Source organism: Nonomuraea sp. AD125B (genome assembly GCF_041402765.1).
GTDB classification, from domain to species: domain Bacteria; phylum Actinomycetota; class Actinomycetes; order Streptosporangiales; family Streptosporangiaceae; genus Nonomuraea; species Nonomuraea bangladeshensis.
Genome location: NZ_JBGLOU010000025.1, coordinates 23,918 through 49,517, shown reverse-complemented (window position 1 = coordinate 49,517; position 25,600 = coordinate 23,918). Strand labels below are relative to the sequence as shown.

Below are 25,600 nucleotides of genomic sequence, written 5' to 3'. Positions count from 1 at the left end.
GTGCTGGTTGTGGCCAAGCGCTTGCTTGAATTCCGGAACGCGACGGCGATCGCCGGCGTCGGATACACCCCCTTCACCAAGAACTCCGGGGTCAGCACGCTGACCCTGGCCTGCCGCGCGGTGCTGGCCGCCCTCGCCGACGCCGGGCTCACCGCGGACGACGTGGACGGCCTCGCCACCCACCGCGTCGGCGACTCGGCCCCGCCGACCCTGGTCGGCCCCGCGCTCGGCCTCGCCGACCTGTCCTGGCACCTCGACCAGTTCGGCGGGGGCAGCGTCTCGCACGCCGTCGTCGGCCAGGCCGCGCTGGCGGTCGCGACAGGGATGGCCGAGACCGTCGTCTGCTACCGGGCCATCAACGCCCGCTCCGAGTTCCGCATGGGCGGCACCGGGCGCGCCCTGCCGGTCAGCCCCGAAGTGCAGTACCAGGCCCCGTACGGCTACGTCGCCCCGCCCCAGCAGTACGCCATGTACGCCCGAGCCCACATGCTCAGGTACGGCACCACCGCCGAGCACTTCGGGACGCTCGCGGTCACCCAGCGCGCCAACGCCGCCAAGAACCCCCGCGCCCTCATGCGCACGCCCATCACCCTGGACGACTACCTCACCAGCCGGTGGATCGCCGAGCCGTTCCGGCTGCTGGACTGCTGCCTGGAGACCGACGGCGCCTGCGCCGTGGTGGTCACCACCGCCGAACGCGCCCGCGAGCTGCGCCGCCCGCCGGTGCTGATCTCCGCGGCGGCCTGGGGCGGCGGCCAGTCCCACCTGTCGGGAGGCGACCCGACGGTCACGGCCGCCGCCGGGCTGGCCCCGCGCCTGTACGCCCAGGCCGGCCTCGGGCCCGAGGACGTGGACGTGGCCGAGATCTACGACTGCTTCACGTACTCGGTGATCGTCCAACTGGAGGACTACGGGTTCTGCCCCAAGGGGGAGGGCGGCCCGTACGTCGCCTCCGGGGCCACCGCGCTCGACGGCCCCCTGCCGGTCAACACGCACGGCGGCTTCCTGTCCGAGGGCTACGTGCATGGCGTCAACCACATCGCCGAGGCGGTGTCCCAGCTCCGGGGGGAGGCGGGGGACCGGCAGGTGCCGGGCGCGGAGGTGGCGCTGTCCACGGCGCAACCGGGATACATCCTCCCGGCCACGTCGGCGCTGATCCTCAGGAGGGCGTGATGACCGTCCACCGGCCCGAGCCGGACCGGGACTCGCGCGAGTGGTGGGAGCGATTGGCCCGGGGCGAGTTCGCGGTCCAGCGGTGCGCGGGCTGCGGCACGGACCGCTTCCCCGCGCGGGCGTTCTGCCCGGTGTGCCGGAGCGAGGAGTGGCGGTGGCGGGCGGTGCCGCCCGAGGGCCGGGTGGAGAGCTGGATCGTCAGCCGTCAGCCGTTCGTGCCGGGGCTCGCGACGCCGTACGTGGTCGTCATGGTGGGCCTCGCGGCGGTGCCTGGCTGCCTGGTGCACGGGAACTGGCGGGGAGGGCGGGAGCCCCGGGGCGGGGAGCGGGTGCGCGGGGTGTTCAGGCGCGTGGACGCGGACCTGACGCTCGTGGACTGGGAGCCGGCCGGATAAGGAACCCGTTCGGTGTGGATCCGTCCCCACCGACCCCACGAGTCCCACAAGGCAGAAGCCGCCCCACGGCCCGCGCGAGAAGGTCGATGATGAGTCTGTAGACGTCAGCGCGGACGATACGGACGGGACGGCGCACGTGAGCGGAACCGGCTCGGCGGCGGCGGGGCGGCCACAGGCCGCGCTCGCGCCTGCCGCCCGACCGGCCGTCCGGCTGTGCCCCCGGGCACGGCCGCCGCCTTGGGCGGCGGTGGGTCGAGAGGTTGTTGCGTTCCACATGACGGTCCCCCCTCAAGAGGAAAGCGCGCCCTGGCGGGCGTGGGGGACCCGCCAGGACGCGCTTCCTGCCCCGTGAGCGGCGGCGCCAGGACTCCGGCGAGGGATGGAGTCCTAGGCCGCGAGATCGCTCGCGGAGTCGATGGGGGAGTGTGAAGGCTCCTGCTGCCGGCAACGTGCGGCGATGCGTCGAGCTGCACCGACCGGGTCATCGATGGAGCGCGTGACGGGGGCGCCACCCTCCTCAACTGCGACTAAGGATCCGTCTTCGCGCTCCGCGGTCAGCTCAGTGGACGCCGAGTGCACGGACGCGCCATGCCGGTTGCTCTGGTAGGTGTGGGTGAAACCCTGGCGCGGCAACGCGTAACGCAGTAAACGTGTTGCTTCGCCAAGGTCTTTCCAGGGCAGGTACGACTCACCCGTGCTGACCGGCGGCATTGGCCTTCACCCCCTCACCGGCCTTTAGATGGATTTGTACCAACGAATGGATGATGGGCCGATCGAGGGGGTTCGGTCAAGGGGTTGTGGCCTGCTAGAACCAGATCGTCTAAATTGTTGGAACAAAAGGGGTGAAAGTGGCAAGGTCGGTGCTGTATCAGCAGGTGGCTGCGGAGTTGCGTCGAGCCATCTACTCGGGTGTCCTCGGCCCCGGGGCGCAGCTTCCGACCGAGGCACAACTCATGGAAGACCATGGGGTGAGCAGGAACACCGTCAGACTGGCCCTCGGAGAGCTCGTCAACGAGGGGCTCGTCACGCGCACGCCGCGACGCGGAACCGTGGTCAGGGACCGGCGGCCGCTGCTCATCTATCCCCAGCGCGAGCTTGAGCCGCGCTCGCGCGGTGAACTGCGCGAGGCATTCGCCTACGCCGTGGCGCAGGAGGGCCGCGAGCCGAGCCAGTACATCGAGGTGCTGACGGTGTCTCCCGTCGAGGAGATCGCCAGCAGGCTGGAGTTGGCCGACGGGGAGTTGGCCGTGGTGAGACGCCGTCTGAGGTTCGTGGACGGACAGCCGTACAACACCAACGACTCCTACTTCCCGCGTGATCTCGTGGCCGACTCCGAGATCGCCAGGCCCGGCGACATCGCCCGAGGGGCGAACCGGGTGCTGGAGGAGCTGGGTCACGCCCAGGTGCGCGTCGTCGACGACATCTGGGCGCGCATGCCCAACCAGGAGGAGGCCGAACGCCTCCAGCTAGAACTCGGCACACCAGTAATGGTCTACGTCCGAGTGGGGTACGACGGGGCCGACATGCCTGTGCGTGTCGCCGTGTCGGTGTTGCCAGCCGACAAACATTTGATCAGATACGAGCTCGATAGCCGCTAGAGAGCTCGTAAGAAGGGGTGATCCCGCCGGCCGGGTGCAGCGAGAATTAGCCGCCTCGCTGGCCTGGGGGAGTCGTGCATACTCCCTCAAATCGCCTTAAGTCCCATATATCGGATATATCGGCTTAAGGCACCAAATCACCCTTACGCGACAACGCGTCATCACTGTGCGCGTGCGCGTGAACGCCCAATGCAACGGGAGTTTTACTATGCACACCAACACGCTGCTTCACCCGCTCGCCCTCCGCCGTGCCGAGCCCGGCGACCTTCCCGGCGTTCTGCGGCTGTTCGCCGACACCTCTGAATGGCTGCACCGGCAGGGGGTGCGGCAGTGGCCCCGCCAGGGCTTCGGGCCTGAGCGGATCATGCCGCTGATCGAGGAGCGCGTGCTCTACCTGCTCGACGACGAACTGCGCTATCTCGACCCGGACCTCGCGGCGCCTCCTGTGGCCACCATAGCCCTCGACGGGCACGCCGACCCGGAGTTCTGGACACCCGCCGACGAACCCGGGGCGGCGCTGTACGTCCACAAGCTGGCCGTGGCCCGGCCGTGGTCCGGCAGCGGCCTCGGCGACGCCCTCCTGGACTGGGCCGGGGCCGCCGCCTTCGCGGCGGGGCTGCCGTACGTGCGGCTCGACTGCGCCAAGGCCAACCCGCGCCTGCAGCACTACTACCGCAGCCGCGGCTTCCAGCACGTCCGCACGGTGGACCTGCCGCACCGCGCCAGCGGCGCCCTCTTCCAGCGCCGGTCGGAGGATCTCGTCACGATGGCCTTCCGCGACCTGACCCTCGCCGAGCTGATCACCGCCGCCTGACCGCCCGGCCGCCCGGCCTCCCCTCGTGGAGGCCGGGCCACCCGGGGTTCTGCGCAGGTGGGAGGCCAGTTTGGGGCGCAACGGTACAGAGCGCCATATAACCTCTGCAGCATGACCGGATCCCTGCTCGAGGTGATCGCGCTCGACGTACGCGACGCCGTGGCCGCCGAACAGGGCGGAGCCGACCGGCTGGAGGTCGTCGCCGACATGGCGGCCGACGGGCTGACCCCCTCACCGGAGACGGTCGCCGCGATCGCGGCCGAGTGCCCGCTCCCGCAGATGGTGATGCTCCGCCGCGACGCCACCTTCACCGCCGGCCCGGAGACGCTCGACCGGCTGGCCCGCGACGCCAAGGCGCTGGCCCAGGCCGGGGCCGCCGGGTTCGTGTTCGGCTTCCTCGACGGCGCGGGAGCGGTCGACCTGGCCGCCACCGAGGCCCTGATCCACGCCGTGTCCCCCCTGCCGTGGACGTTCCACCGCGCCGTGGACCACGCGGCCGACGTCCACGCGGCCTGGCGCGCGGTGCGGCTGCTGCCCAACCTGGCGACCGTGCTCACCTCGGGCGCCCCCACCGGGGTCGGCGACGGCCTGGGAGTGCTGCGCTCGCGCGCGGAGGCGGGCGACGGCTCGATCATCCTGGCCGGCGGCGGCCTGCGCCCGCCCCACGTGCCGATGCTCCTCGACCAGGGCATCCGCGCCTTCCACATCGGCTCGGCGGCCCGGGCGAGCTGGTCCGACCCCGTGGAGTGGCGCCTGGTCCGCCGCTGGCGCTCTTTGATCGAACGCGACTGACGCCGCTTCACGGGGACCCGCCGGATGCCCCTGTACGGCCCTGGTCCGCCGCCTGCGGCCCGATCGGCCCCTTCGGCTGCCTCGGGGTGAGGGGAGGCCGGAGCGCCCGGCGTGCCGTCGTCAGGGCAGTGCGGCGTCGGCCCTGCGCAGTGCCGCGGCGAGGGTGCGGATCGTGGCGGGCTCGTCCATGACCCCGCCCCCGGCCTCCCGCCGCTCCTCCCACGCCCGCACCCGCTCCCGATAGGCGTCGTAGTCGGCGAGGTGGAAGGCGTACACGGTGGCGAAGCGGCTGACCAGATGCGACGGGTGCATGTCCCAGCCCTGGTGGAAGCCGTGCCGCAGCGAGTGCCGTACGAGCTCGGCGTGCCGCCGCCACAGCGCGTGCACGTCCCCGGCCCGCCCGGAGGCGGGCGAGGCGGCGAGCGAGCCGTCGGAGAGCTCCACGCCCGTGCCCGCGAACGCCGTCTGCATGACGTGCCGGGCGTGGTCGCAGGCCGGATGGTCGAGCCGCTGCTCGTGCGGCGGCAGCCCGAGCGCGGCCGTGTAGTCGAACACCCCGAAGTGCGCCGCCGCGAGCCGCCCGTCCAGCGCCTCGGCCAGCTCGGCCCGCAGGAACGGCAGCGTCTGCGGCGCCTCCACCTGCATCTCGAACCGCAGCCGCGTCCCCAGCCCGGCCTCCAGACAGGCCAGCACCTCCGCGAACTGCCGCAGGTAGTCCTCCATGAGCACCTTGGGGAACGTCACCGTGAACCCGCCCGGCAGCTCGCCGGTCCGCTTCGTCACCCCGCGCACGAGCCCGGCGAGCGTCCTGATCGAGCGCTCGGGGTCGCCGTCGGCGAACGACTTCACCCGCGGCCCCCAGCGACGCGGCAGCGCGCCCGCGGCGTGCAGCGCGGCCACGGCCTCGGCCGCCTGCTCGACGTGCCCGTCCTCGACCGCGTCCGGCCGGACGCCGTAGCCGTCCTCGAAGTCGATCCGCAGGTCCTCGACGGGCTCGCGGCCGAGCTTGACCAGCAGCTTGGCGTGCACGGCCGCGGCCAGGGCGTGCGGGACGTCGAACACCTCGGCCAGCTCGCCCGGCCCGGCCAGATGGGCGTGGACCAGCCCCAGGGCCTCGTCCCGCCACGCGTCCACGGTCGCGGCCGAGAACCGGTCGGCGGGCACGTACACGGTGTGGACCGGCTGCCGGCCGGAGAGGCCGGGGAAGCGCGCCCGCTGGGCGCGGTAGGTCGCGGCGAACCCCGCCGGGACCGGCGGGTCAGGGACGGCAGGCACGGAGCATGGCCTCCAGCCCGACGAGCTTGACCCGGTCGCCGCGGCCGAGCGACTTGGCCAGCTCGGTCTCGGCCGCCTCGATCGCCTGCCACTCGTCGTACGTGATCGGCCGCACGCCCCGCTCAGCCAGCAGCGCGTCGATCGTGGCCGTCGCGGGCGCCCGTTCGCGGCCCTCCAGGTCGGCCAGCAGGGTGCGCACGGTCTCGGCGGCGTCGGACTTGTTCGTGCCGATGACGCCGGTGGGGCCGCGTTTGAGCCAGCCCGCGACGTATTCGCGCTCACGCACCCGCCCCGCCTGGTTGGGCACGGTCATGGTGTCCTCGGAGAACGGCACCCCCGGCAGCGGCACGCTCTGATAGCCCACCGACCGCAGCACCATGCCGACCGGCAGCGTCTCGAACTCGCCCGTGCCGACCACGCGCCCCTCCGGCGACAGCCGGGTGCGCTCCAGGCGCAGCCCCTCGACCCGCTCGGCGCCGAGGATCTCCACCGGCCGCAGCCAGAAGCGCACGTCGAGGCGGCGGGCCCGGCCGACCGGCTCGCGGGCCGCCCACGACCTGATGACGTCCACGTTGCCCTGCACCTGACGGGAGAAGCCCGAGCCGAGCACCTGGGCCTCGTCGGGCCGCACCACGACGTCGGCGTTGTCCAGCTCGCCCAGCTCGCGCAGCTCCTTGAGGGTGAACTTGGCGTGCTCGGGCCCGCGCCTGCCGATCATGTGGATGGCCTTGACCTGGCTCTCGGACAGCCGCTGGAGCACGTCGTGGGGCACGTCGGTGCGGCTCAGCTCGTCGGCGGTCTTGGCGAGGATGCGTACGACGTCGACGGCCACGTTCCCGACGCCGATCACCGCGACCTCGGGGCTGTCGAGCGTGAAGCGCGAGGGGTCCACGTCGGGATGGCCGCAGTACCAGTTGACGAAGTCGGTGGCGGCCACGCTGCCCGGCAGGTCCTCGCCGGGGATGCCGAGCCGCCGGTCCACCATCGCGCCCGTGCAGTAGACCACGGCGTCGTAGTGCCGCAGCAGGTCGGCGACCGACAGGTGCTCGCCCAGCGTGACGCCGCCGAGGAAGCGCACCTCGGGCAGCTCCAGCACTCGTTTCAGGTAGTTCGCGATCGACTTGATCGAGGTGTGGTCGGGGGCGACCCCGTATCTCACCAGCCCGTACGGGGTGGGCAGGCGTTCGAGCACGTCCACCCGCGCCGCTCCGGCCGACTGCTTGACCAGCGCCTCGGCCGTGTAGATGCCGGCGGGTCCCGATCCGATGACCGCCACACGCAACGCCACGCTGCCTCCTCAGAGCCGGCCGCCCGGGGCCCTCACCAGGCCCCATTAGACGTAACCGGCCGGTGTGATCGATGTATCCCCGATCGCCGGCGCGGGCGAACCCCATTTCGGCGAGAACAGCTTGATCCGTGCTCCTGCCAACGTAACCGCTCACGCCCGCCGCCGGGCGGAGAAACACCCCGCGCGGCTACCCGGACGCCCGCTCCCGCAGCGCCCGCTTGTCGATCTTGCCGTTGACGTTCGCCGGCAGGGCGTCCACGACCACCACCCGCTTCGGGACCTTGTAGTCGGACATGTTGGCCCGCGCCCAGGCGATCAGCTCCTCGGGGACCACCCGCGCGCCCGGCCTCGGCACCACGAACGCCACTCCGGCCTCGCCCGCCGACGCGTCCGGCACCCCGACCACGGCGACCTGGGCCGGCGACCCCTCGCGCAGCAGCAGCGACTCGACCTCGGCGGGCGAGACGTTGAAGCCGTTGACGATGTAGAGCTCCTTCAAGCGGTCCACGACGGCGAGGTTGCCCCGCTCATCCAGCACGCCGATGTCGCCGGTGTGCAGCCAGCCGTCGGCGTCCACGGCCTCGGCGGTCCGCTCGGGGTCGTCCCAGTAGCCGCGCATGACACCGTAGCCGCGCTGCAGGATCTCGCCGCGCTCGCCGGGCGCGACCTCCTTGCCGTCGCCGTCCACGATCCTGACCTCGATGCCGGGCACGGGCCTGCCGGTGGTCTCCGCGACGACCTCGATCGGGTCGCCGGCCCGGGTCATGGAGACGACCGTGCCCTCCATCAGCCCGTACGCGTTGATCATCCGTTCCAGCCCGACCCGCTCGACCAGCCGGGTGATCAGCGACGCGGGCACGGCGGCGGCGCCGCAGATGGCCACGCGCAGCGAGGAGACGTCCCAGGAGCCGCGTTCCAGCTCGTCCAGGATGCGGTGGAAGAGCGTGGGCGGCCCGGCGAGCACGGTGACCCGCTCGCGGGAGATCAGCGACATGAGCGCGTCCGGGCTGAAGGCCGGGATCGGCAGCATCGTGGCCCGGCGCAGCACGCAGGCCACGAGCCCGGCGTTCAGCCCGAACCCGTGACTGAACGGGGCGATCACCGGATAACGGTCGTGCTCGTCAAGGGTGACGATCTCCGACCAGTCCCAGTAGCCGCGCAGGACCTGGGAGTGGTCCAGCATGACGCCCTTGGGCGTGCCCGTGGTGCCGGAGGTGGACATGATCTCGCACAGGTCGCCGGGCCGGACGGCGAGCGCCCGCTCCTCGGCCTCGCGTACGGGCACCCGCTCCCCGAGCGCGCGCAGCTCCGCGGCCGGCGGGACGATCGTGTGCCGCAGGCCGGGCAGCGGCGGGAGCAGCCCGGCGAGCCCGGCGCCCGCAGGGCCGTCACCCGTGATCAGCACCTTCGCGCCGGTCCTCGTGACGACCTCGGCGGCCTCGATGCCCTTGAAGCGCGGCGACAGCGGCACGACGACCGCGCCCGCGTCCCAGACGCCGAGCACGTGCTCCACCCAGTACGCCGAGTTCACCCCCCACAGCGCCACCCGGTCGCCGGGCTCGACGCCGAGCGCGACGAGGCCGCGGGCGACCGCCGAGGCGGCCTCGCGCAGCCCGGCGAGCGTGCCGTGCCCGCCGCGCCCGGCCACGACCGTGTCGCCGGGGTGCCGTTCGGCCTGGTCGCGCAGCATGCGGGGGAGTGTCCCCCAGTTCGGCATCGGTGCTCCGCCCATCGGTGCCCCGCTCATCGGTGCCATGCCCACCCCTAGGTGACGAGCGCCCGGTCCCTGCCCAGATGGTGGCCGCGCAGGTCGGTCACCCTGCCCGGCCGCGGCCCCTCGGCCGCCTCCGGGGCGATCTCCACACTGATCGAGACCGGCGTCAGCGCCCGCACGGCCTCCTGGATCCGCGAGCGCCACATGGGGTTGCCGACGAGGCTCTCGCGGCCGAACGTCACGGTGAGCACGGCGGAGTCCAGCGTGCCGGGACGGCTGATCGTCAGGTCCCAGCCGGCCACGCCGTCGATCTTCGCGAGCGCCTTCTCCAGGCGGGGCAGCGCCAGCCACACGCCTCTGACCAGCACGTGCTCGCCCACCGTGTGGGCGGGGGCGGAGAGTCCTCCGCCGCGTACGACGTGGCCGGTCCTCAGCGTCGCGTCGCCGAGCGTGGCGTGCCCGCGCGGGGTGACGACCAGCTCGGCCACGGGGGCGCCGGGGTCGGCGGGGGCGTCCTTGGCCAGGGCGGCCAGGCCCAGCAGGTCGTCCGCGAGCGGCGTGAGCGGGTCCTCCTCGGCGGCCCGCCAGGCCAGCGCGGTGCCGCCGAACGGGCTCGCGTACACCTCGGTGACCCGCGCGCCGAACTCGCCGGCGAGGTGCCTCAGCGTGCTCCTGGAGGCGATCTCGCCGGTCAGGACGATGTGGGCGAGCCCGAGGTCCAGCGGGTCCAGCAGGAACTCCAGGTGCAGGCGGGCCAGGAGGTCCATCGCGCCGGTCGGCGTGGTGACCAGCGTCGTGGCCCGCAGCGCCGACAGGGCGTGGTGCAGCCGCATGCGCCCGCGCGGCCCGAGCCCGGCGGCGGCCTGGGCGACCTCGGCCGCGGCCGCGGCCCACAGGGAGCCGGCCGGCTCGGCGAGGGCCACCGCGACCCGGTCCCGCTCGCCCACGCCGGCCGCGCGCAGGGCCGCCGCGGTCAGCCCGGCGGCGGCCCGCCGGTCCTCGGGGCCGAGCGGGAAGGCGCAGGACGCGTCGGGGGAGACCAGCAGGAGCCCGGCGGCCGAGCCCGCGGCGGCGCCGAGGTCGTCCCGCGTCAGCCACCGGCCCATCAGCGCACCACCTCGGTCATGAACAGCGTCATCGACTCGCACACCCGCTCGTGCGCGAGCCCGCCGACCTGGGCCTGGATGATGAGGTCGGTCGCCCCGGCCTCGGCGATCCTGGCCAGGGCCTTGCGCGAGCCCGCCACGTCGTCCACCACGACCATGAGGTGCTCGCGCAGCGTGGCCATCGCCTCCTCGGGCGGCAGCCCGGCGGCGAGCTGGCCGAGCACGCGGTGGGTGGCGTGGCGGGCGTCGTAGTAGTCGGGCGGGGTGACCAGGTTGACCTGGCGGCGGATGTACCACAGGACGGGGTCGGCGGCCGTGGCCGTCGCGGCCTCGCGGGTGGGGGCGACGTACCAGGGGATCATGAGGGCGACCCGGCGGGTGTCGGGGTCGAAGCCGTGCTCGGCCAGGCACTCGCGGTAGCGCGCGATGTCGGCGGCCACGTCGTCGATGCCCTTGAGCATGGTCATGCCGAGCAGGTTGTAGCCGTGCCTGGCGGCGGCGAGGTAGCCGTCCAGCGAGGTGGAGGCCACCCACACCGGCGGGTGCGGGTGCTGGGCCGGGCGCGGGTAGACGGCGACGTCGGGGATCTCGAAGAACTCGGTCGAGCGGCTGACCGGCTCGCCGTCGGCGTTCCAGATCGCGAGCACGGCCTCCAGCGAGTCCTCCCAGATCCGCCGGGACTGCTCGAACGGCCGCTGGAACGCCTGGTACTCCAGGGGCGAGGCGCCGCGGCCGGTGCCGAACTCGACCCGGCCGCCGCTGAGCACGTCCAGGGTGGCGACGCGCTCGGCCGTGCGGATCGGCGACTGGAACGGCAGCAGCACCACGCCGAGCCCCAGGTGGATGCGCTCGGTCCGCTGGGAGATGGCCGCGAGGACCAGGTCGGGGGCCGAGGAGTGGGAGAAGCCCCTGGTGAAGTGGTGCTCCACGAACCAGGCGGTGTCGAACCCCAGCCGGTCGCCCAGCACGACCTGCTCGACCACGTTGTGGAACGCCTGCTGCTCGACGTCGCGGGTGCGGCCGCGGACCTCCAGCTCGTACCCCAGGCTGATCCGTAGGGACGTCATCGCGCCTCCGGCACAGTAGGAAACCAAGCGCTCGCTTGGTAGAGCGTATCAGCGGCGGGGACTTGCGGGAAGGGCGCGGGCGCGATCAGAGTGGATGCTCGTGAAGCGAAAGCACGCGCTGAGACGGCCGAAGGACGCCGAAGATCCCGGCCTCGACGGTGGCGACCTCTCGCTCACGAGCGCCCGCCGCTACGAGGCGTTCGGACGGGTCATGGCGGCGCTGGCGTCCGAGGCCGACTTCATGGAGTCGTGCCGCGACCTGACCTGGTGGCGCGGGGGCGACCACACCTGGCACATCGAGTGGCGCGACGGGCCCTACGCCTCCGAGGTGGCCGGCCTGCTGGCCGAGCGGGTCGTCGACCCGGACCACGAAGGGCCGCTCGTCACCGAGGCCGGTCCCGGCGGGGCCGCCACGGCGGTCCTCGACGTGATGGGCGTCCGCGTCGAGCTGCGCGCCATCGACCCCATGGGACGCGCCCGCACCCACGCCCGACCCGGCCTATGGCGGCTCGCCGAGGCGCTCGACACCACCCGCCGCACCAACACCCGCCACCCCTGGGAAGAGCTGCTCGGCGGCTGAGCCCGGGCTCACTGGCCGAAGACCACCGGGGCGAGGCGGGCGCGGTGCGCCTGGGGCGGGCCGAAGAGCTGGGCGTCGGAGGTGGCCCGCTTGAAGTAGCGATGCGCGGGATGCTCCCAGGTGATCCCGATCCCTCCGTGGACCTGGATGTTCTCGCCCGCCGCCGCCAGGTACGCCTCCGTGCAGTACGACCCCGCGACCGCCGCCGCCACCTCATCCTCGGCCGCCGCGCGGGCCGCCGACCGGGCCGACTCCACCAGCAGCAGCACGTCCGCCAGCTTGTGCTTGACCGCCTGGAAGGCCCCGATCGGCCGGCCGAACTGCACCCGCGTCCGCGCGTACGCGACCGCCATGTCCAGGCACCGCTGCGCCCCGCCCACCTGCTCGGCGGCGAGGGCCGCGATCCCGAGGTCGCGCACCCGCCCCGCCGACGTCCCGTCGCCGAGCCGCCGTACGGGCACGTCCTCGAAGGTCAGCCGCTCCAGCGGCCGGCTCTCGTCCATCGTCAGGTACGCCTCCCGCCGCGTCGGCACGGCCTCCACGAGCTGCCCGCCCGCGTAGAGCAGCACCAGCTCGCCCGCGAGGACGTACGGCGCCACCCCGCTGAGCCGCCCGCCCGCCAGCCGCAGCTCCGCGTCCCCCGGCAGCACCACGGTCGCGGTCGTGCCGCCGTCGGCGACGGCCTTCAGCAGGTCGCCGGCCCCGCAGGCGGTCGCGGCGGTCACCGCCATGACCGCGGTCTGCAGGAAGGGGTGCGGCGAGAGCGCGCCTCCCATCTCCTCGGCCACGGCGGCCAGCTCGGCGGGGCCGCAGCCCGCGCCCCCGTGCTCCTCGGGCACGAGCAGCCCGGCCACCCCCACGTCCCGCGCGAGCTCCGCCCAGGACGCGCCGGGGCGGGCGGCGAGGTGTTCGCGGACGAGGGCGCCGAGCTCTTCGGGAAGCGACACGCCGCCATGCTAACCAAGCACTTGCTTGAGTTGGTAGAGGAATGACCGATTTTTGCCTTTTGTGTAGGTTCACATAATCTGAAACAGGTCAATTCCGGAAGGTTCTGGGGGAGGGGTTGACCTGGGGAAAGGGACATGAACAACACCACGATCGACTACGCCGACTTCGCCGAATACGACCGGCGTCAACGCGGCATCGAGCGCCATCTGGTCGCGGCCTTCCTCGGAGGACTGGTCGTCGGCCTCGTCGGCGTGCTCATCTCCGGTCGTGGCCCCCTCTGGATCGGCCAGCTCTACGAGCCCTACGCCTACCTCGCCCTGTCGCTGGCCGTCGGCGCGACGGCCACGGGGTTCGGATGGGCGCTGGTGACCACGTTCCTGGCGGCGGTCTCGACCCTGGTCGCGGCCATGGGCGCGAGCGCCTTCCGTGGCGACCTGGCCCTCGCCGACCTCGGCGGCGGCGGCGCGGCCGGGCTCAACTGGGTCCTCGCCCTGCTCGTGGGGCTCGGCCTGCTGGCCTACGTCACCCGCAGGGACGACAGGTGGGGCGACCTGGCCGCGGGCGGCGTCGGCGCGGCGCTCATCGCCGACGTCGTGGACCGCGCCACGCCGGGCTTCATCGGCGTCGAGGGCTCCTTCTGGCCGGGCCCGGCCCTGCTGGTCGGCGTGCTGTCGGTCGTCCTGGTGCTCGCGCTGCGCAGGAACGCCCGCTCCCGCCTGCGCGCCCTCGCCCTCTCCACGCTCTTCTCCGGGCTGTTCACGGTGTGGCTCGCGGTGTTCGTGACGGGCTGGCTCCCGGCCCTCGCCTGAGTGCCGGGGACTTAAGCCCGAGCGGACGGCCGCGTCGAGTCGATAGCCTGTAAGCCTTCACATCCGGGTTCGAGCAAGGAGTAGCCGTGTTGCTGCGCATGTCGTCGTTGTTTCTTCGCACCCTGCGGGACGACCCGGCAGACGCGGAAGTGCCGAGCCACAAGCTGCTGGTCCGCGCCGGTTATGTCCGCCGCGTGGCCCCCGGCATCTACTCCTGGCTGCCGCTCGGCAAACTGGTGCTGGAGAACGTCACCAGGATCGTCCGCGAGGAGATGAACCGGATGGGCGCCCAGGAGGTGCTCTTCCCCGCCCTGCTGCCCCGCGAATACTACGAGGCCACCGGCCGCTGGACCGAATACGGCGACACGCTCTTCCGCCTCCAGGACCGCAAGGGCGCCGACTACCTCCTCGGCCCCACGCACGAGGAGCTCTTCACCGACATGGTCAAGGGCGAGTACTCCTCTTACAAGGACTATCCGGTCACGCTCTACCAGATCCAGACGAAATACCGCGATGAGGCCCGTCCCCGGGCCGGCATCCTGCGCGGCCGGGAGTTCCTGATGAAGGACTCCTACTCCTTCGACCTCGACGACGACGGCCTCAAGCACTCCTACGAGCAGCACCGCGAGGCCTACATCCGCACCTTCGACCGGCTCGGCATCAACTACAAGATCGTCTTCGCCCAGTCGGGCGCCATGGGCGGCTCGGCCTCCGAGGAGTTCCTGGCCCCCACGCCCACCGGCGAGGACACCTTCGTGGCCTGCCACTCCTGCGGCTACGCCGCCAACGCCGAGGCCGTCACCACGACCGCGCCCGCCGCCCGCGCCTACGACGACCTGCCCCCGCTCGCCGTCATGGACACGCCCGACACCCCGACCATCGAGTCGCTGGTGTCGTACGTCAACGAGCACCACGGCCTCTCCGTCACCGCCGCCGACACCCTGAAGAACGTCGTCGTCAAGGTCACCACCCCCGGCTCCGACAAGACCGAGACGCTCGTCATCGGCGTCCCCGGCGACCGCGAGGTCGACTTCAAGCGCCTGGAGGCCGCGCTCGCCCCCGGCGAGCCCGCCATCTTCGAGGCCGGCGACTTCGCCAAGCACCCCGGCCTCGTCCGCGGCTACATCGGCCCGCAGATCCTGCGCGAGCTCGGCATCCGCTACCTCGTCGACCCGCGCGTGGCCACCGGCACCTCCTGGGTGACCGGCGCCAACGAGCCCGGCAAGCACGCCGCCAACGTCGTCGCGGGCCGCGACTTCACCCCCGACGGCACCATCGAGGCCGCCGAGATCCGCGCCGGCGACCCCTGCCCCCGCTGCGGCGCCGAGCTGTCCATCGACCGCGGCATCGAGATCGGCCACATCTTCCAGCTCGGCCGCAAATACGCCGACGCCGCCGGCCTCGACGCCCTCGGTCCCGACGGCAAGCCCATCCGCATCACCATGGGCTCCTACGGCATCGGCGTCTCGCGCGCCGTCGCCGTCATCGCCGAGCAGGCCCACGACCAGCTCGGCCTGGTGTGGCCGCGCGAGGTGGCGCCCGCCGACGTGCACATCGTCGGCACCGGCAAGGACAACCAGGTGGAGGCCGCCCTGGAGCTGGCCGGCGAGCTGGAGTCGCGCGGCCTGCGCGTGCTCGTGGACGACCGGCCGCAGGTCTCGCCCGGCGTCAAGTTCAAGGACGCCGAGTTGCTGGGCGTCCCGACCATCGTGGTCATCGGCCGCGGCCTCGCCCAGGGCGTCATCGAGCTGCGCGACCGCGTGAGCGGCGAGAAGGCGGAGATCCCCCTCGCCGAGGCCGCCGACCGCATCGTCGCGACCGCCACCGCCTGACCGTCGCCGTGAGGTGCCCTGCCGGTCAGGGCACCTCTCAGCTGCCGCCCTGGGCGGTGGGCGTGGCGGGCGCGGGAGCCGTCGGCATGCCGGGGAACGCGGCCGGCTGGGCCGGGCGGAAGGCGTACGAACGGGTGACGGCCTGCTGCATGGCCAGGGCGGCGAACCTGCGCAGCGCGGCGTCCTCGGCCGCCACCAGTTCGAGATAGGCGGCCGTCACCCCGCCTTCGAGGTGTTCCGCCAGCCTGGCCGCCAGCTTCGCGTCCGAGGGGAAGAACGGCAGCGCGTACGACGCCTCCGCCTCCACCGGCTTGCCGCCGCGCGCCGTGATGAGCGAGCGGACCTGGTCGCGCCGCGCCCGATGGGCGTCGTAGGCCGCGCTCATCCGCTCCCTGAGCTCCCCCGACGTCCGCGCCCCCAGCAGCCCGTACGCGAACAGCGCGGCGTGCTCGGCCGCCAGCGCCTTGCGCAGCTTCTCCAGATCGTCCCCGTGCACCGCCACCCCCTTCACCGCGACCCCGTTCACAGCGACCCCGTTCACAGCGACTTCGGCAGGGCGACGACGTGCGCGGCCTCGCAGGCGCCGATGCTGGCGATGAGCTGCGCCATCCCGGGGGAGATGCCCGCGAGCTGCTTGGGCCGCAGCGCCGCCGCCTTACGCTCCAGCTCGCGCAGCCGCGACAGCGACGGCTTGTCCGGTTCGGCCGAGCCGGAGGGAGCGGGCGAGCCCGAGGGGGCGGGGGAGCCGGACGGGCCAGGGGCGGAGGAGCCGAGGCCGGTGACGTGCTTGCGCAGCTCGTCCAGGTGCGCCTGGTGACGATCGCGGAAGGGCGCGAGCCGCTCCCCGCCGTCCGCGATCGCCGCCGAGTAGAGCGCGATCGTCCGCTCCTTCTCCGCGATCAACTGCTTCACGAGAACCGTCTCGGGCGAGTCGGGGGCGGGCGTGGCCGGCTGCCGGGCCGGCCCGGAGGCGCTGCAGCCGGCGAGCGCGGCCACTCCGCCCGCCAGCAGGCCACGACGGGAGAGGTGACGCGGGCGCACGAGCGGGAACCTCCTGTTGTCACTGACGCAGATAGCATCGTACGGTCTGAGCCCGCGAACGCCGCCAGGCGACGCTCCGCCATTCGGCCGTGACGAGTGGCGCTCTTTCTGTGCCCTCGTACGGATAGGGTGTCAACTGTCGTCGCTGGCCCGAGCGGCCGGGCGACGGGGAGCCAGTGGCGAGGTCCGCCCGGCTGAGACTTGACAATAGGGGAGGTCGATATGGGCAGCGCATCACCCCGCGACCACCTGATGAAGCTCCTGGAGCCCGTGGTCAGCGCGGAGGGCCTCGATCTGGAGGACATCACGGTCACCCAGGCGGGCAGGAGACGCGTGCTGCGCGTGATCGTCGACCGCGACGGCGGCGTGAGCCTCGACGACATCGCCGACGTGAGCCAGGCCGTCTCCGAGGCGCTGGACGACGACGACGCGATGGGGCAGGCGGCGTACACGCTGGAGGTCTCCTCGCCGGGCGTCGACCGCCCCCTCACCGAGCCGCGCCACTGGCGTCGCGCGGCCAGGCGTCTGGTGAAGGCGGAGCTGCGCGACGGCAGCGTGGTGGAGGGCCGGATCACGGCCGCGGACGACGCCGGCGTCGATCTCGACGTCGAGGGCGCGCCGCGCCGGCTTGAGTACGAGGACCTGGCCCGCGGACGGGTGCAGGTGGAGTTCCGCCGCATCGACGACGTCGACGGCGACGAAGGCTAAGGGGGAGCCGCCGTGGACATCGACATGAGCGTCCTGCGCAGCCTCGAACGGGAGAAGGACATCTCCTTCGACCTGGTGGTCAAGGCGATCGAGGACGCGTTGCTGATCGCGTACTTCCGGACCGAGGGCGCGGCCTCGAAGGCGCGGGCCGAGCTCGACCGCGCCAGCGGTCACGTCACGATCTGGGCCGCGGAGCTCGGCGACGAGGGCGAGGTGGTCAGGGAGTTCGACGACACCCCTGGCAACTTCAGCAGGATCGCCGCCACCACCGCCAAGCAGGTCATCCTGCAGCAGCTCCGCGACGCCGAGGACGAGATCAACTTCGGCGAGTTCGCCAGCCGTGAGGGCGAGCTGGTCTCGGGCGTCATCCAGCAGGGCAAGGACCCTCGCGTGGTGCTGGTCGACCTCGGCAAGATCGAGGCCGTCCTGCCGCACGCCGAGCAGGTGCCCGGCGAGGACTACGTGCACGGCGAGCGCATCCGCGCCTACGTCGTGCAGGTGAAGAAGGGCCACAAGGGCCCCTCCGTCACCCTCTCGCGCACGCACCCCGGCCTGGTGAAGAAGCTGTTCGCGCTGGAGGTGCCGGAGATCGCCGACGGCACCGTGGAGATCGCCGCCGTGGCCCGCGAGGCCGGCCACCGCACCAAGATCGCGGTACGGTCGCGCAAGCCCGGCGTCAACGCCAAGGGCGCCTGCATCGGCCCGATGGGCTCGCGGGTGCGCAACGTGATGACCGAGCTCCACGGCGAGAAGATCGACATCATCGACTGGTCCGAAGATCCCGCCGAGTTCGTGGGGAATGCCCTGTCTCCCGCGCGTGTTTCCCATGTCGAGGTTCTCGATCTCGACGGCCGGGTCGCGCGGGTGACCGTGCCCGACTACCAGCTTTCCCTGGCCATCGGCAAAGAGGGGCAGAACGCCCGGCTCGCGGCGAGGCTCACGGGCTGGCGGATCGACATCCGGCCTGACACCCAGGCGGAGGATGCCGCCGGTTCCGTAGATGCGTCAAAGCGGTAAGCTGGAATATGGTGGCCGTAGGGGTCCTCAGCGCACGTGTGTGGGCTGCAGGGTTCGCACGGCCAAGTCCGAGCTGCTCCGCCTGGTGCTGGTCGGAGACCACGTGGTCCCCGACCTGCGAGGACGGCTTCCAGGCCGAGGTGCGTCGCTGCATCCGGCCTTGAGCTGTCTGGAGCTCGCCGAGCGGCGGCGGGCGTTCCTGCGCGCGTTTCGCGTGCCGGGTCCGCTCGACGTCTCGCCCGTGCGGGCACACCTGGAGGAGAACCCCATGTCATGTAGGACGCCGAGTTGATGGGCGGAGTCAGATTGCTATGAGCGCCTGATGAGCACGCGGCGATGAAGACGTCAAGGTAGCGACGGTCCGGACGGCACAGCCAGCCTCCCGGGCCGAGTAAGGGAGTGCAGTGGCGAAGGTCCGGGTATACGAGCTCGCTAAGGAGTTCGGCGTCGAGAGCAAGGTCGTCATGGCCAAGCTCCAGGAGATGGGGGAGTTCGTCCGTTCGGCGTCCTCCACCATCGAGGCGCCGGTGGTCCGCAGGCTCACCGAAGCTCTGGGCGCATCGAAGGGTGGGCCCTCCAGGGGCGGCGGACAGCCGTCCAACAGGCCGCAGCCGCCAAGGGCTGCGCACCGGCCGGCCGAAGGCCAGGCCGGCAACGGCACGGGGCAGGCTCCGGTGCCTGCTCCTCCGCGTCCGGGCCCGCGGCCCGGTCCGCGTCCGGGTCCGCAGAGCGGCCCGCAGGTTCCTCAGGCTCCGCAGGGGCCCCAGGGTCCGCAGGGCCCGCAAGGCCCTCAGGGCGGACAGCCCCGCCCGCCGGTTCCCATGCCTCACCAGCAGCAGCCGCAGGCCGCGCGCGGTGAGGCGTCCCAGGCTCCGCAGGCGCGCTTCGAGAGCGGCGCTCCGGCTCGGCCGACCCCGGGTCCGCGTCCCGGCCCGGCTCCGCGCCCGGCTCCCGGCCCCAAGCCGGGTCCGCGTCCCGCCCAGCAGGGCGGTGGCGGTGCGCAGGCGCCGCGTCCCGGCGCGCCCGCAGGCGGCGGCCCGCGTCCCGGCCCCAAGCCGGGCCCGCGCGGCCCGCGTCCCGGCAACAACCCGTTCTCGTCCAACGCCAGCGGCATGGGCCAGGCGCCCCGGCCGCCGCGTCCGGGCGGCGGCCAGCGTGACGGGGGCCCCGGCCCGCGTGGCGACCGCCGTGACGGCCCGCCGCGCGACGGCGCGATGCCGCGTCCCCCGCAGGGCCGCGGCGGCGACCGGCCCACTCCCGGCCCGCGTCCCGGTCCGCCCCCCGGCGGTCCGCGTCCGGGTCCCGGCGCCGGTGGCGCCGGTGGTCCGCGTCCCGGTGGTCCGCGTCCCAACCCGATGATGATGCCGCAAGGCCGTCCTGCCGGTCCCGGCGCGGGCCGTCCCGGCGGTGGCCCTGGTGGCGGCGGCGGTCGTCCCGGTGGCGGCGGTGGCCGTCCAGGTGGTGGCGGCGGTCGTCCCGGCGGCGGCGGGTTCGCCGGCCGTCCCGGCGGCGGTGGCGCGGGTCCGCGCACCGGCACCGGTGGTCCCGGTGGCGGCGGCGGTGGCTTCGGCGGCCGTCCCGGCGGCGGTGGCCGTGGTCGTGGCGGCGGCACCGCTGGTGCCTTCGGCCGTCCCGGTGGCCGTCCGGCCCGCGGGCGCAAGTCGAAGCGGCAGAGGCGCCAGGAGTTCGACAACATGTCGGCGCCGTCGATCGGCGGCGTGCAGGTCGCGCGCGGCAACGGCGCGACGATCCGCCTCCCGCGTGGCGCGTCGCTGTCCGACTTCGCCGACCGCATCGGCGCCAACCCCGCCTCGCTCGTGCAGATCATGCTGCACCTCGGCGAGATGGTGACCGCCACGCAGTCGGTCAACGAGGAGACGCTGCAGCTGCTCGGCGCCGAGCTCGACTACGACATCCAGGTCGTGAGCCCGGAGGAGGAGGACCGCGAGCTTCTCGAGGCCTTCGACATCGAGTTCGGCGAGAACGAGGGCGACGAGGACGACCTCGCCGCGCGTCCGCCGGTCGTGACCGTCATGGGTCACGTCGACCACGGTAAGACCAAGCTGCTCGACGCCATCCGCAACACGAACGTGGTGGCGCGCGAGGCGGGTGGCATCACCCAGCACATCGGTGCTTACCAGGTCGCCGCCGAGCACGAGGGCGAAGAGCGCAAGATCACCTTCATCGACACCCCGGGTCACGAGGCGTTCACCGCCATGCGTGCCCGAGGCGCGAAGTCGACCGACATCGCGGTGCTGGTGGTCGCGGCCGACGACGGCGTCAAGCCGCAGACGATCGAGGCGCTCAACCACGCCCAGGCGGCCGACGTGCCGGTCGTGGTCGCGGTCAACAAGGTCGACAAGGAGGGGGCCGACCCCAACAAGGTGCGGGCCCAGCTCACCGAATACGGCCTGGTCGCCGAGGAATACGGCGGCAGCACGCTGTTCGTCGACATCTCGGCGAAGAACGGCACCGGCATCGAGAACCTCCTCGAGGCGATCCTGCTGACCGCCGACGCCGAGCTCGACCTGCGGGCCAACCCGACGATGGACGCCCAGGGCATCGCCATCGAGGCGCACCTCGACAAGGGCCGCGGCCCGGTCGCGACCGTCCTGGTCCAGCGCGGCACGCTGCGCGTCGGCGACTCGATCGTCTGTGGCGAGGCCTTCGGCCGCGTCCGGGCGATGCTCGACGACACCGGCGAGCCGGTCGACGAGGCCACGCCGTCGCGTCCGGTCCTGGTGATGGGTCTGACGGCCGTGCCGAGCGCCGGTGACAACTTCATCGTCGTCACCGACGACCGGATGGCCCGGCAGATCGCCCAGCAGCGCGCGGCGCGCAAGCGCAGCGCCGAGATGGCGAAGTCGAGCCGTCGCCGCACCCTCGAGGAGCTGTTCAGCGACCTCGAGAAGGGCCGCGTCGACGAGCTCAAGCTCATCATCAAGGGTGACGTGTCCGGTTCGGTGGAGGCCCTGGAAGACGCCCTGCTCAAGATCGACGTCGGCGACGAGGTCAGGCTCCGTGTCCTGCACCGCGCGGTCGGCGCCATCACCGAGTACGACGTCAACCTGGCGGTCGCCGACGACAACGCGGTCATCATCGGCTTCAACGTGCGGCCCGAGCCGCGGGCACGCGACCTGGCCGAGCGCGAGGGCGTCGACATCCGCTACTACTCGGTCATCTACCAGGCGATCGAGGAGATCGAGGCGGCCCTCAAGGGCATGCTCAAGCCGGAGTTCGAAGAGGTCCAGATGGGCACCGCCGAAGTCCGCGAGGTCTTCAAGGTGCCGAAGATCGGCAACATCGCCGGTGCTCTGGTCCGCTCCGGTCTGATCGTCCGCAACAGCAAGGCCAGGGTGATCCGCGATGGCGTCGTCATCGCCGACAACCTGACCGTCTCGTCCCTGCGTCGCTTCAAGGATGACGCGACCGAGGTCCGCGAGGGCTTCGAGTGCGGCATCGGTGTCGGCTACAACGACATCAGGATCGACGACGTGATCGAGACGTTCGAGATGCGGGAGAAGCCGCGCGTGTGACACGCGGCCGGGCGCCCGGCGGGACCTCCGCCGGGCGCCTCTCGCGCGCCCCGGCCTGCTCCCCACCGCAGCAGGTCGGGCGCGCGCTCAGCACACCAGGCCAAGCGGTGGTGACCAACGATGTATGTGGGTGCTCTGACCCTGGACATCCTGCTCGGCGACGTACGCTCGCTGAAGCAGAAGCGCTCCGTCGTACGGCCGCTGATCGCCGAGCTGCGACGCCGTTACCCCGCCATCGCGGTCGCCGAGACCGGGTGCCACGATCTTCATCGCAGAGCCGAGGTCGGCATAGCGGTGCTTTCCGCCTCCGCGGGTAACTGCAAAGAGGTGATGGACGCCTGCGAGCGGATGGTGGCCTTCCGTCCGGAGATCGAGCTGCTGTCGGCCAGGCAGCGTCTGTACCACGACGAGGATTGAACGACTAGCACGGCCAGATCGTGCGTGAGGGGGAGCCAACATGGTGGATGCCGCACGAGCGCGCAAGCTCGCCGACCGCATCCAGCAGATCGTCGCCGAGATGCTGGAGCGACGGATCAAGGACCCGCGTCTCGGCTTCGTCACCGTGACCGACACGCGCGTCACCGCTGACCTGCGCGAGGCGACGGTCTTCTACACGGTCTTCGGCTCCGAGGCCGAGCGGGCCGACAGCGCGGCCGCCCTGGAGAGCGCCAAGGGGATCATCCGTTCCGAGGTGGGCCGCCAGACCGGTGTGCGCTTCGCCCCGACGCTGACGTTCAAGCACGACCCGCTGCCCGACAGCGCCCGCCACTTGGACGACCTCATCAACGCGGCGCGGGCGCGCGACGCCGAGGTGGCCAGGCAGGCGCAGGGCGCCTCCTACGCCGGCGAGCCCGACCCCTACCGCAAGCCCGAGGAGGAGGACGACGACGAACTCGCCGACCTCCAGGGGAGCGAGCGCGCGGCCGGGGACGACCAGGCGTGACGCCGGACGTACGCGACCGGGCCGAGCGGCCGCCGCGGGCCCGGGCGGGCGCGGGCCACGGCATCCCCGAGAGCGCGTGGAAGCGCGCGCTGCGGCTGATCGACTCGGCCGACGAGATCGGGCTGGCCTGCCACGTCACGCCCGACGGCGACGCGCTCGGCTCCATGCTGGCCGTGGCGTTCACGCTGCGCGCGATGGGCAAGCGGGTGCGGGCGTCGTTCGGCGACCGGCACTTCGCGGTGCCGCGCCTGCTGCGGTTCCTGCCGGGGCAGGAGATGCTGGTGCCGCCGGCCGAGTTCCCTGCCGCGCCCGAGCTGGTGATCACCTTCGACTCCTCGACGTTCGAGCGGCTGGGGCTGCTCAGCGGCAACACCGCGCGGGCGGCCGAGGTCATCGTGGTCGACCACCATCCGGCCGGCGCCGGGTTCGGCACGCTGGGGCTCATCGACGCCCACGCGGCCGCCACGGCGATGCTGGCCGAGCAGCTCATCTACCGGCTCGGCGGGCGGCTCGACCGCGACATCGCCACGTGCCTCTACGCCGGCCTGGTCACCGACACCGGCTCGTTCCGCTACTCCTCCACGACGCCCGCCGTGCACGAGATGGCGGCCCGGCTGGTGGCGACCGGGCTGCGCACCGACGAGATCGCCCGCGAGCTGTGGGACCGCTCGCCGTTCGGCTACCTCAAGGTGCTGGCGGCGGCGCTCGACCGGGTGCGGCTGGAGGACGGCCTGGTCTGGACGTACGTCACGCGGGTCGACCGGGCCGCGCACGGCCTCCCGTACGCCGAGATCGAGGGCATCATCGACGTCGTGCGCCGCACCGACGAGGCCGAGGTGGCGGTCGTGCTCAAGGAGGACGACGAGGGCGCCTGGCAGGTGTCCACCAGATCCAAGGGCGCCGTCGACGTGGGCGCCGCGTGCGCGGCCCTGGGCGGCGGCGGCCATCACAACGCGGCCGGCTACACCTCGCACGACGGCGTCGAGGACACCATGGCCGCACTCAGGAGAGAGCTGGGAAAGGCGTAGATGGCCGAGAGCGGTCTGATCATCGTCGACAAGCCGGGCGAGTGGACCTCGCACGACGTGGTGGCCAGGATGCGGCGCCTCGCGGGCACCCGCCGCGTGGGCCACGCCGGCACGCTCGACCCCATGGCGACGGGCGTGCTGGTGGTCGGCGTGGAGAAGGCCACCCGGCTGCTCGGCCACCTGACGCTGACCGAGAAGGTGTACGAGGCCACCATCAGGCTCGGCGTCACCACCAACACCGACGACGCCGAGGGCGAGGTCACCGCGACCGCCTCGGCGGCCGGCGTCACCGCCGAGGAGATCCGCAAGGGCGTCGAGGCGCTGACGGGCGCCATCATGCAGGTGCCGCCGCAGGTCAGCGCCATCAAGGTCAACGGGCAGCGGGCCTACAAGAAGGCCCGCGCGGGCGAGGAGGTCGAGCTGGCCGCCCGGCCCGTCACGGTGCGGGCCTTCGACGTGCTCGGCGTGCACGCCCACGACGACGTGGTGGACGTGGACGCCGTCGTCACCTGCTCCAGCGGCACCTACATCCGCTCGCTGGCCCGCGACCTCGGGGCCGGGCTCGGCGTAGGCGGCCACCTGACGCGGCTGCGCCGCACCCGCGTCGGCCCGTACGACCTGTCGCTGGCCAGGACGCTCGACGAGCTCGCCGAGCGGTGTGTGATCCTGCCCATCGGGGAGGCGGTCGCCGCGGCGTTCCCGCGCCGGGACGTCACCGCCGAGGAGGCGAGGATCATCGGCCACGGCGGCCGGCTGCCCGCGGCCGGGCTGGGGGAGGGGCCGATCGGCGTGTTCGGCCCGGACGGCACGCTGCTGGCGCTGGTCGAGGAGCAGGGCCGCACGGCCAGGCCGCTCGCGGTCTTCGTCTAGGTCGGCTGCGTCTAGGCGGGCTTGCTCGCGACGATGACGTCGCGCACGATCGCCTGGTCCACCCAGTGCTCGAAGTCGGGGTAGTCCACGACCTCCAGGCCGGCGGCGGTCAGGACGGCGGCGAGCTCCTCGCGCTTGCCGCCGTAGGTGTTCCAGGCGATGCCCATGGCCCCGCCGGGCCGCAGCAGCTCCGCCCAGATCGGCACCGCCCGGCGCAGCAGCTCCAGCGGGCTGCGCGACAGCCCCGAGCCGCCCTTGCTGCCGTGCTGGACGCCGTAGGGCGCGTCGGTCACCACCAGGTCGAACGAGTGCGGCTTGAAGAACTCCCTGCTGCGCAGCGTGTCGCCGTTGACCACGGCGAGGTGCTGCACGTCGCCGGCCTTGACCGCCTCCTTCGACGTCCCGAACGTGACGTTGAGCCGCCGCCCGGCGAGCGCCCGCTCCCGGCGCACCGGCACGGTCTCGGCGGTGTGCTTGAGCCGCTTGTTGCGCAGCCAGGTCTTGATGAATCCCGTGTAGGCCTCGAAGTCCTTGGCGTCGACGTCGAGGCCGTAGGCGTCGTAGCCGTACATGAGGGCCTGGTTGAGCGTGGTCCCCCGGCCGCAGAGCGGGTCGAACACCGACAGCCGCTCGCCGAGGCCCTTGCCCGAGGCCAGCGCGGTGACGTTGAGCAGCAGCTTGGTGAAGTGCTCGTTGGTCTTGCCGGCGTATTTCTGGATGGTGATGAGGTCGCTGCTCAGCCGGTCGAGCGGCCGTACGGGCAGCGGGCGCAGCAGCGGCTCCTCGCCCTCACCTTCGACGCCGAAGAGCGCGTAGACCGACGACAGGTTGGACAGCAGCGCCACGTCCCGCTCCGCCAGCGGCGCGGCCGTCTCGAACGTCACGTAGGGGACGCCGCCGAACACGTGCTCCTCGCTCCCGGAGAGCTCCGCCCGCAGTCCGCGCGCGCCGAAGACGGCCAGCTCGCTCCTCGTCAGCCGGACGGAGCTGTCGGCGTAGACCCGGTTGAACGCAGGCAGGATCAGAAGCGCGTATCGAGGCATGATGGCCGAGTGTAGCCCCCTCG

The 25,600-nt window shown here is 72.7% G+C and carries 25 protein-coding genes; 16 read left to right on the top strand and 9 right to left on the bottom strand.

What is annotated here, in order from left to right; all coding sequences use genetic code 11:
* Positions 1-9 precede the first annotated feature (9 nt).
* From ACBR40_RS43135 to ACBR40_RS43115, 5 genes are all read left to right on the top strand, one after another.
* Positions 10-1,173 carry an acetyl-CoA acetyltransferase gene (locus ACBR40_RS43135; RefSeq protein ID WP_371252478.1) on the top strand — a complete coding sequence of 388 codons (1,164 nt, stop codon included), beginning with the start codon at positions 10-12 and terminating at the stop codon, positions 1,171-1,173.
* Entirely contained in the window at positions 1,173-1,568 is a 396-nt protein-coding gene (locus tag ACBR40_RS43130; protein WP_371252477.1) for a Zn-ribbon domain-containing OB-fold protein, read from the top strand. The genes ACBR40_RS43135 and ACBR40_RS43130 overlap by 1 nt, the downstream gene beginning before the upstream one ends.
* 842 nt (positions 1,569-2,410) lie before the next feature.
* Complete coding sequence (locus ACBR40_RS43125) at positions 2,411-3,166, top strand: GntR family transcriptional regulator (protein ID WP_344205093.1); 756 nt, start codon at positions 2,411-2,413, stop codon at positions 3,164-3,166.
* A gap of 208 nt (positions 3,167-3,374) precedes the next feature.
* Positions 3,375-3,980: a GNAT family N-acetyltransferase gene (locus ACBR40_RS43120; RefSeq protein ID WP_344205091.1), complete on the top strand. Its 606-nt coding sequence runs from the start codon at positions 3,375-3,377 to the stop codon at positions 3,978-3,980.
* Between the two features lie 111 nt (positions 3,981-4,091).
* Positions 4,092-4,772: a copper homeostasis protein CutC gene (locus ACBR40_RS43115; protein WP_371252476.1), complete on the top strand. Its 681-nt coding sequence runs from the start codon at positions 4,092-4,094 to the stop codon at positions 4,770-4,772.
* 120 nt (positions 4,773-4,892) lie between these two features.
* On the opposite strand, the gene ACBR40_RS43110 is transcribed toward ACBR40_RS43115, so the two are convergent.
* The 5 genes from ACBR40_RS43110 to ACBR40_RS43090 all read right to left on the bottom strand — a co-directional run bounded on the left by ACBR40_RS43110 (position 4,893) and on the right by ACBR40_RS43090 (position 11,222).
* Entirely contained in the window at positions 4,893-6,047 is a 1,155-nt protein-coding gene (locus ACBR40_RS43110; RefSeq protein WP_371252475.1) for an aldolase, read from the bottom strand.
* On the bottom strand, positions 6,031-7,335 hold the full coding sequence (locus tag ACBR40_RS43105; protein WP_371252474.1) for an FAD-dependent oxidoreductase: 1,305 nt from the start codon (positions 7,333-7,335) through the stop codon (positions 6,031-6,033). The genes ACBR40_RS43110 and ACBR40_RS43105 overlap by 17 nt, the downstream gene beginning before the upstream one ends.
* A 187-nt stretch (positions 7,336-7,522) precedes the next feature.
* A complete protein-coding gene (locus ACBR40_RS43100; RefSeq protein WP_344205086.1) occupies positions 7,523-9,025 on the bottom strand; it encodes an AMP-binding protein in 1,503 nt (500 codons plus the stop codon).
* 74 nt (positions 9,026-9,099) lie between these two features.
* On the bottom strand, positions 9,100-10,155 hold the full coding sequence (locus ACBR40_RS43095) for a hypothetical protein (RefSeq protein WP_371252473.1): 1,056 nt from the start codon (positions 10,153-10,155) through the stop codon (positions 9,100-9,102).
* Entirely contained in the window at positions 10,155-11,222 is a 1,068-nt protein-coding gene (locus ACBR40_RS43090) for an LLM class flavin-dependent oxidoreductase (RefSeq protein ID WP_344205084.1), read from the bottom strand. The genes ACBR40_RS43095 and ACBR40_RS43090 overlap by 1 nt, the downstream gene beginning before the upstream one ends.
* A 94-nt stretch (positions 11,223-11,316) precedes the next feature.
* On the opposite strand from ACBR40_RS43090, the gene ACBR40_RS43085 reads away from it, so the two are divergent.
* Positions 11,317-11,802: a hypothetical protein gene (locus ACBR40_RS43085; protein ID WP_371252472.1), complete on the top strand. Its 486-nt coding sequence runs from the start codon at positions 11,317-11,319 to the stop codon at positions 11,800-11,802.
* Between the two features lie 8 nt (positions 11,803-11,810).
* Here the strand turns inward: ACBR40_RS43085 and ACBR40_RS43080 are convergent, their stop codons facing one another.
* Positions 11,811-12,749, bottom strand: coding sequence for an acyl-CoA dehydrogenase family protein (locus ACBR40_RS43080; RefSeq protein WP_371252471.1), 939 nt, complete (start codon positions 12,747-12,749; stop codon positions 11,811-11,813).
* 135 nt (positions 12,750-12,884) lie between these two features.
* Here ACBR40_RS43080 and ACBR40_RS43075 point away from each other — a divergent pair, with 135 nt between their 5' ends.
* Both ACBR40_RS43075 and ACBR40_RS43070 read left to right on the top strand, forming a co-directional pair.
* Positions 12,885-13,559, top strand: a complete 675-nt coding sequence (locus ACBR40_RS43075; protein WP_371252470.1) for a hypothetical protein — start codon at positions 12,885-12,887, stop codon at positions 13,557-13,559.
* A gap of 86 nt (positions 13,560-13,645) precedes the next feature.
* Positions 13,646-15,391 carry a proline--tRNA ligase gene (locus ACBR40_RS43070; RefSeq protein ID WP_344205079.1) on the top strand — a complete coding sequence of 582 codons (1,746 nt, stop codon included), beginning with the start codon at positions 13,646-13,648 and terminating at the stop codon, positions 15,389-15,391.
* 37 nt (positions 15,392-15,428) lie between these two features.
* On the opposite strand, the gene ACBR40_RS43065 is transcribed toward ACBR40_RS43070, so the two are convergent.
* Both ACBR40_RS43065 and ACBR40_RS43060 read right to left on the bottom strand, forming a co-directional pair.
* A complete protein-coding gene (locus ACBR40_RS43065; protein WP_371252469.1) occupies positions 15,429-15,887 on the bottom strand; it encodes a ferritin-like domain-containing protein in 459 nt (152 codons plus the stop codon).
* A 41-nt stretch (positions 15,888-15,928) separates the two neighbouring features.
* Positions 15,929-16,432, bottom strand: coding sequence for a hypothetical protein (locus ACBR40_RS43060; RefSeq protein ID WP_371252468.1), 504 nt, complete (start codon positions 16,430-16,432; stop codon positions 15,929-15,931).
* Positions 16,433-16,654: 222 nt separating this feature from the next.
* Here ACBR40_RS43060 and rimP point away from each other — a divergent pair, with 222 nt between their 5' ends.
* The 8 genes from rimP (at position 16,655) to truB (ending at position 24,534) form a co-directional block, all read left to right on the top strand.
* On the top strand, positions 16,655-17,140 hold the full coding sequence (gene rimP / locus ACBR40_RS43055) for a ribosome maturation factor RimP (protein ID WP_344205075.1): 486 nt from the start codon (positions 16,655-16,657) through the stop codon (positions 17,138-17,140).
* 12 nt (positions 17,141-17,152) lie between these two features.
* The gene (nusA, locus tag ACBR40_RS43050; RefSeq protein WP_091092351.1) at positions 17,153-18,157 is read left to right on the top strand and encodes a transcription termination factor NusA; all 1,005 of its coding nucleotides are present in this window, start codon (positions 17,153-17,155) and stop codon (positions 18,155-18,157) included.
* Positions 18,141-18,449 (top strand): YlxR family protein, encoded by a 309-nt coding sequence (locus ACBR40_RS43045; protein ID WP_364450561.1) that lies wholly within the window; start codon positions 18,141-18,143, stop codon positions 18,447-18,449. The genes nusA and ACBR40_RS43045 overlap by 17 nt, the downstream gene beginning before the upstream one ends.
* 112 nt (positions 18,450-18,561) lie before the next feature.
* On the top strand, positions 18,562-21,693 hold the full coding sequence (infB, locus tag ACBR40_RS43040) for a translation initiation factor IF-2 (RefSeq protein ID WP_344205073.1): 3,132 nt from the start codon (positions 18,562-18,564) through the stop codon (positions 21,691-21,693).
* Between the two features lie 120 nt (positions 21,694-21,813).
* Positions 21,814-22,110, top strand: a complete 297-nt coding sequence (locus ACBR40_RS43035) for a DUF503 domain-containing protein (RefSeq protein WP_329583269.1) — start codon at positions 21,814-21,816, stop codon at positions 22,108-22,110.
* Between the two features lie 40 nt (positions 22,111-22,150).
* Positions 22,151-22,636 (top strand): 30S ribosome-binding factor RbfA, encoded by a 486-nt coding sequence (rbfA, locus tag ACBR40_RS43030; RefSeq protein WP_344205071.1) that lies wholly within the window; start codon positions 22,151-22,153, stop codon positions 22,634-22,636.
* Complete coding sequence (locus ACBR40_RS43025) at positions 22,633-23,664, top strand: DHH family phosphoesterase (RefSeq protein ID WP_344205070.1); 1,032 nt, start codon at positions 22,633-22,635, stop codon at positions 23,662-23,664. The genes rbfA and ACBR40_RS43025 overlap by 4 nt, the downstream gene beginning before the upstream one ends.
* A complete protein-coding gene (truB, locus tag ACBR40_RS43020) occupies positions 23,665-24,534 on the top strand; it encodes a tRNA pseudouridine(55) synthase TruB (RefSeq protein WP_371252467.1) in 870 nt (289 codons plus the stop codon).
* A gap of 11 nt (positions 24,535-24,545) precedes the next feature.
* Here the strand turns inward: truB and ACBR40_RS43015 are convergent, their stop codons facing one another.
* Positions 24,546-25,577: an SAM-dependent methyltransferase gene (locus tag ACBR40_RS43015; protein WP_344205066.1), complete on the bottom strand. Its 1,032-nt coding sequence runs from the start codon at positions 25,575-25,577 to the stop codon at positions 24,546-24,548.
* Positions 25,578-25,600 lie beyond the last annotated feature (23 nt).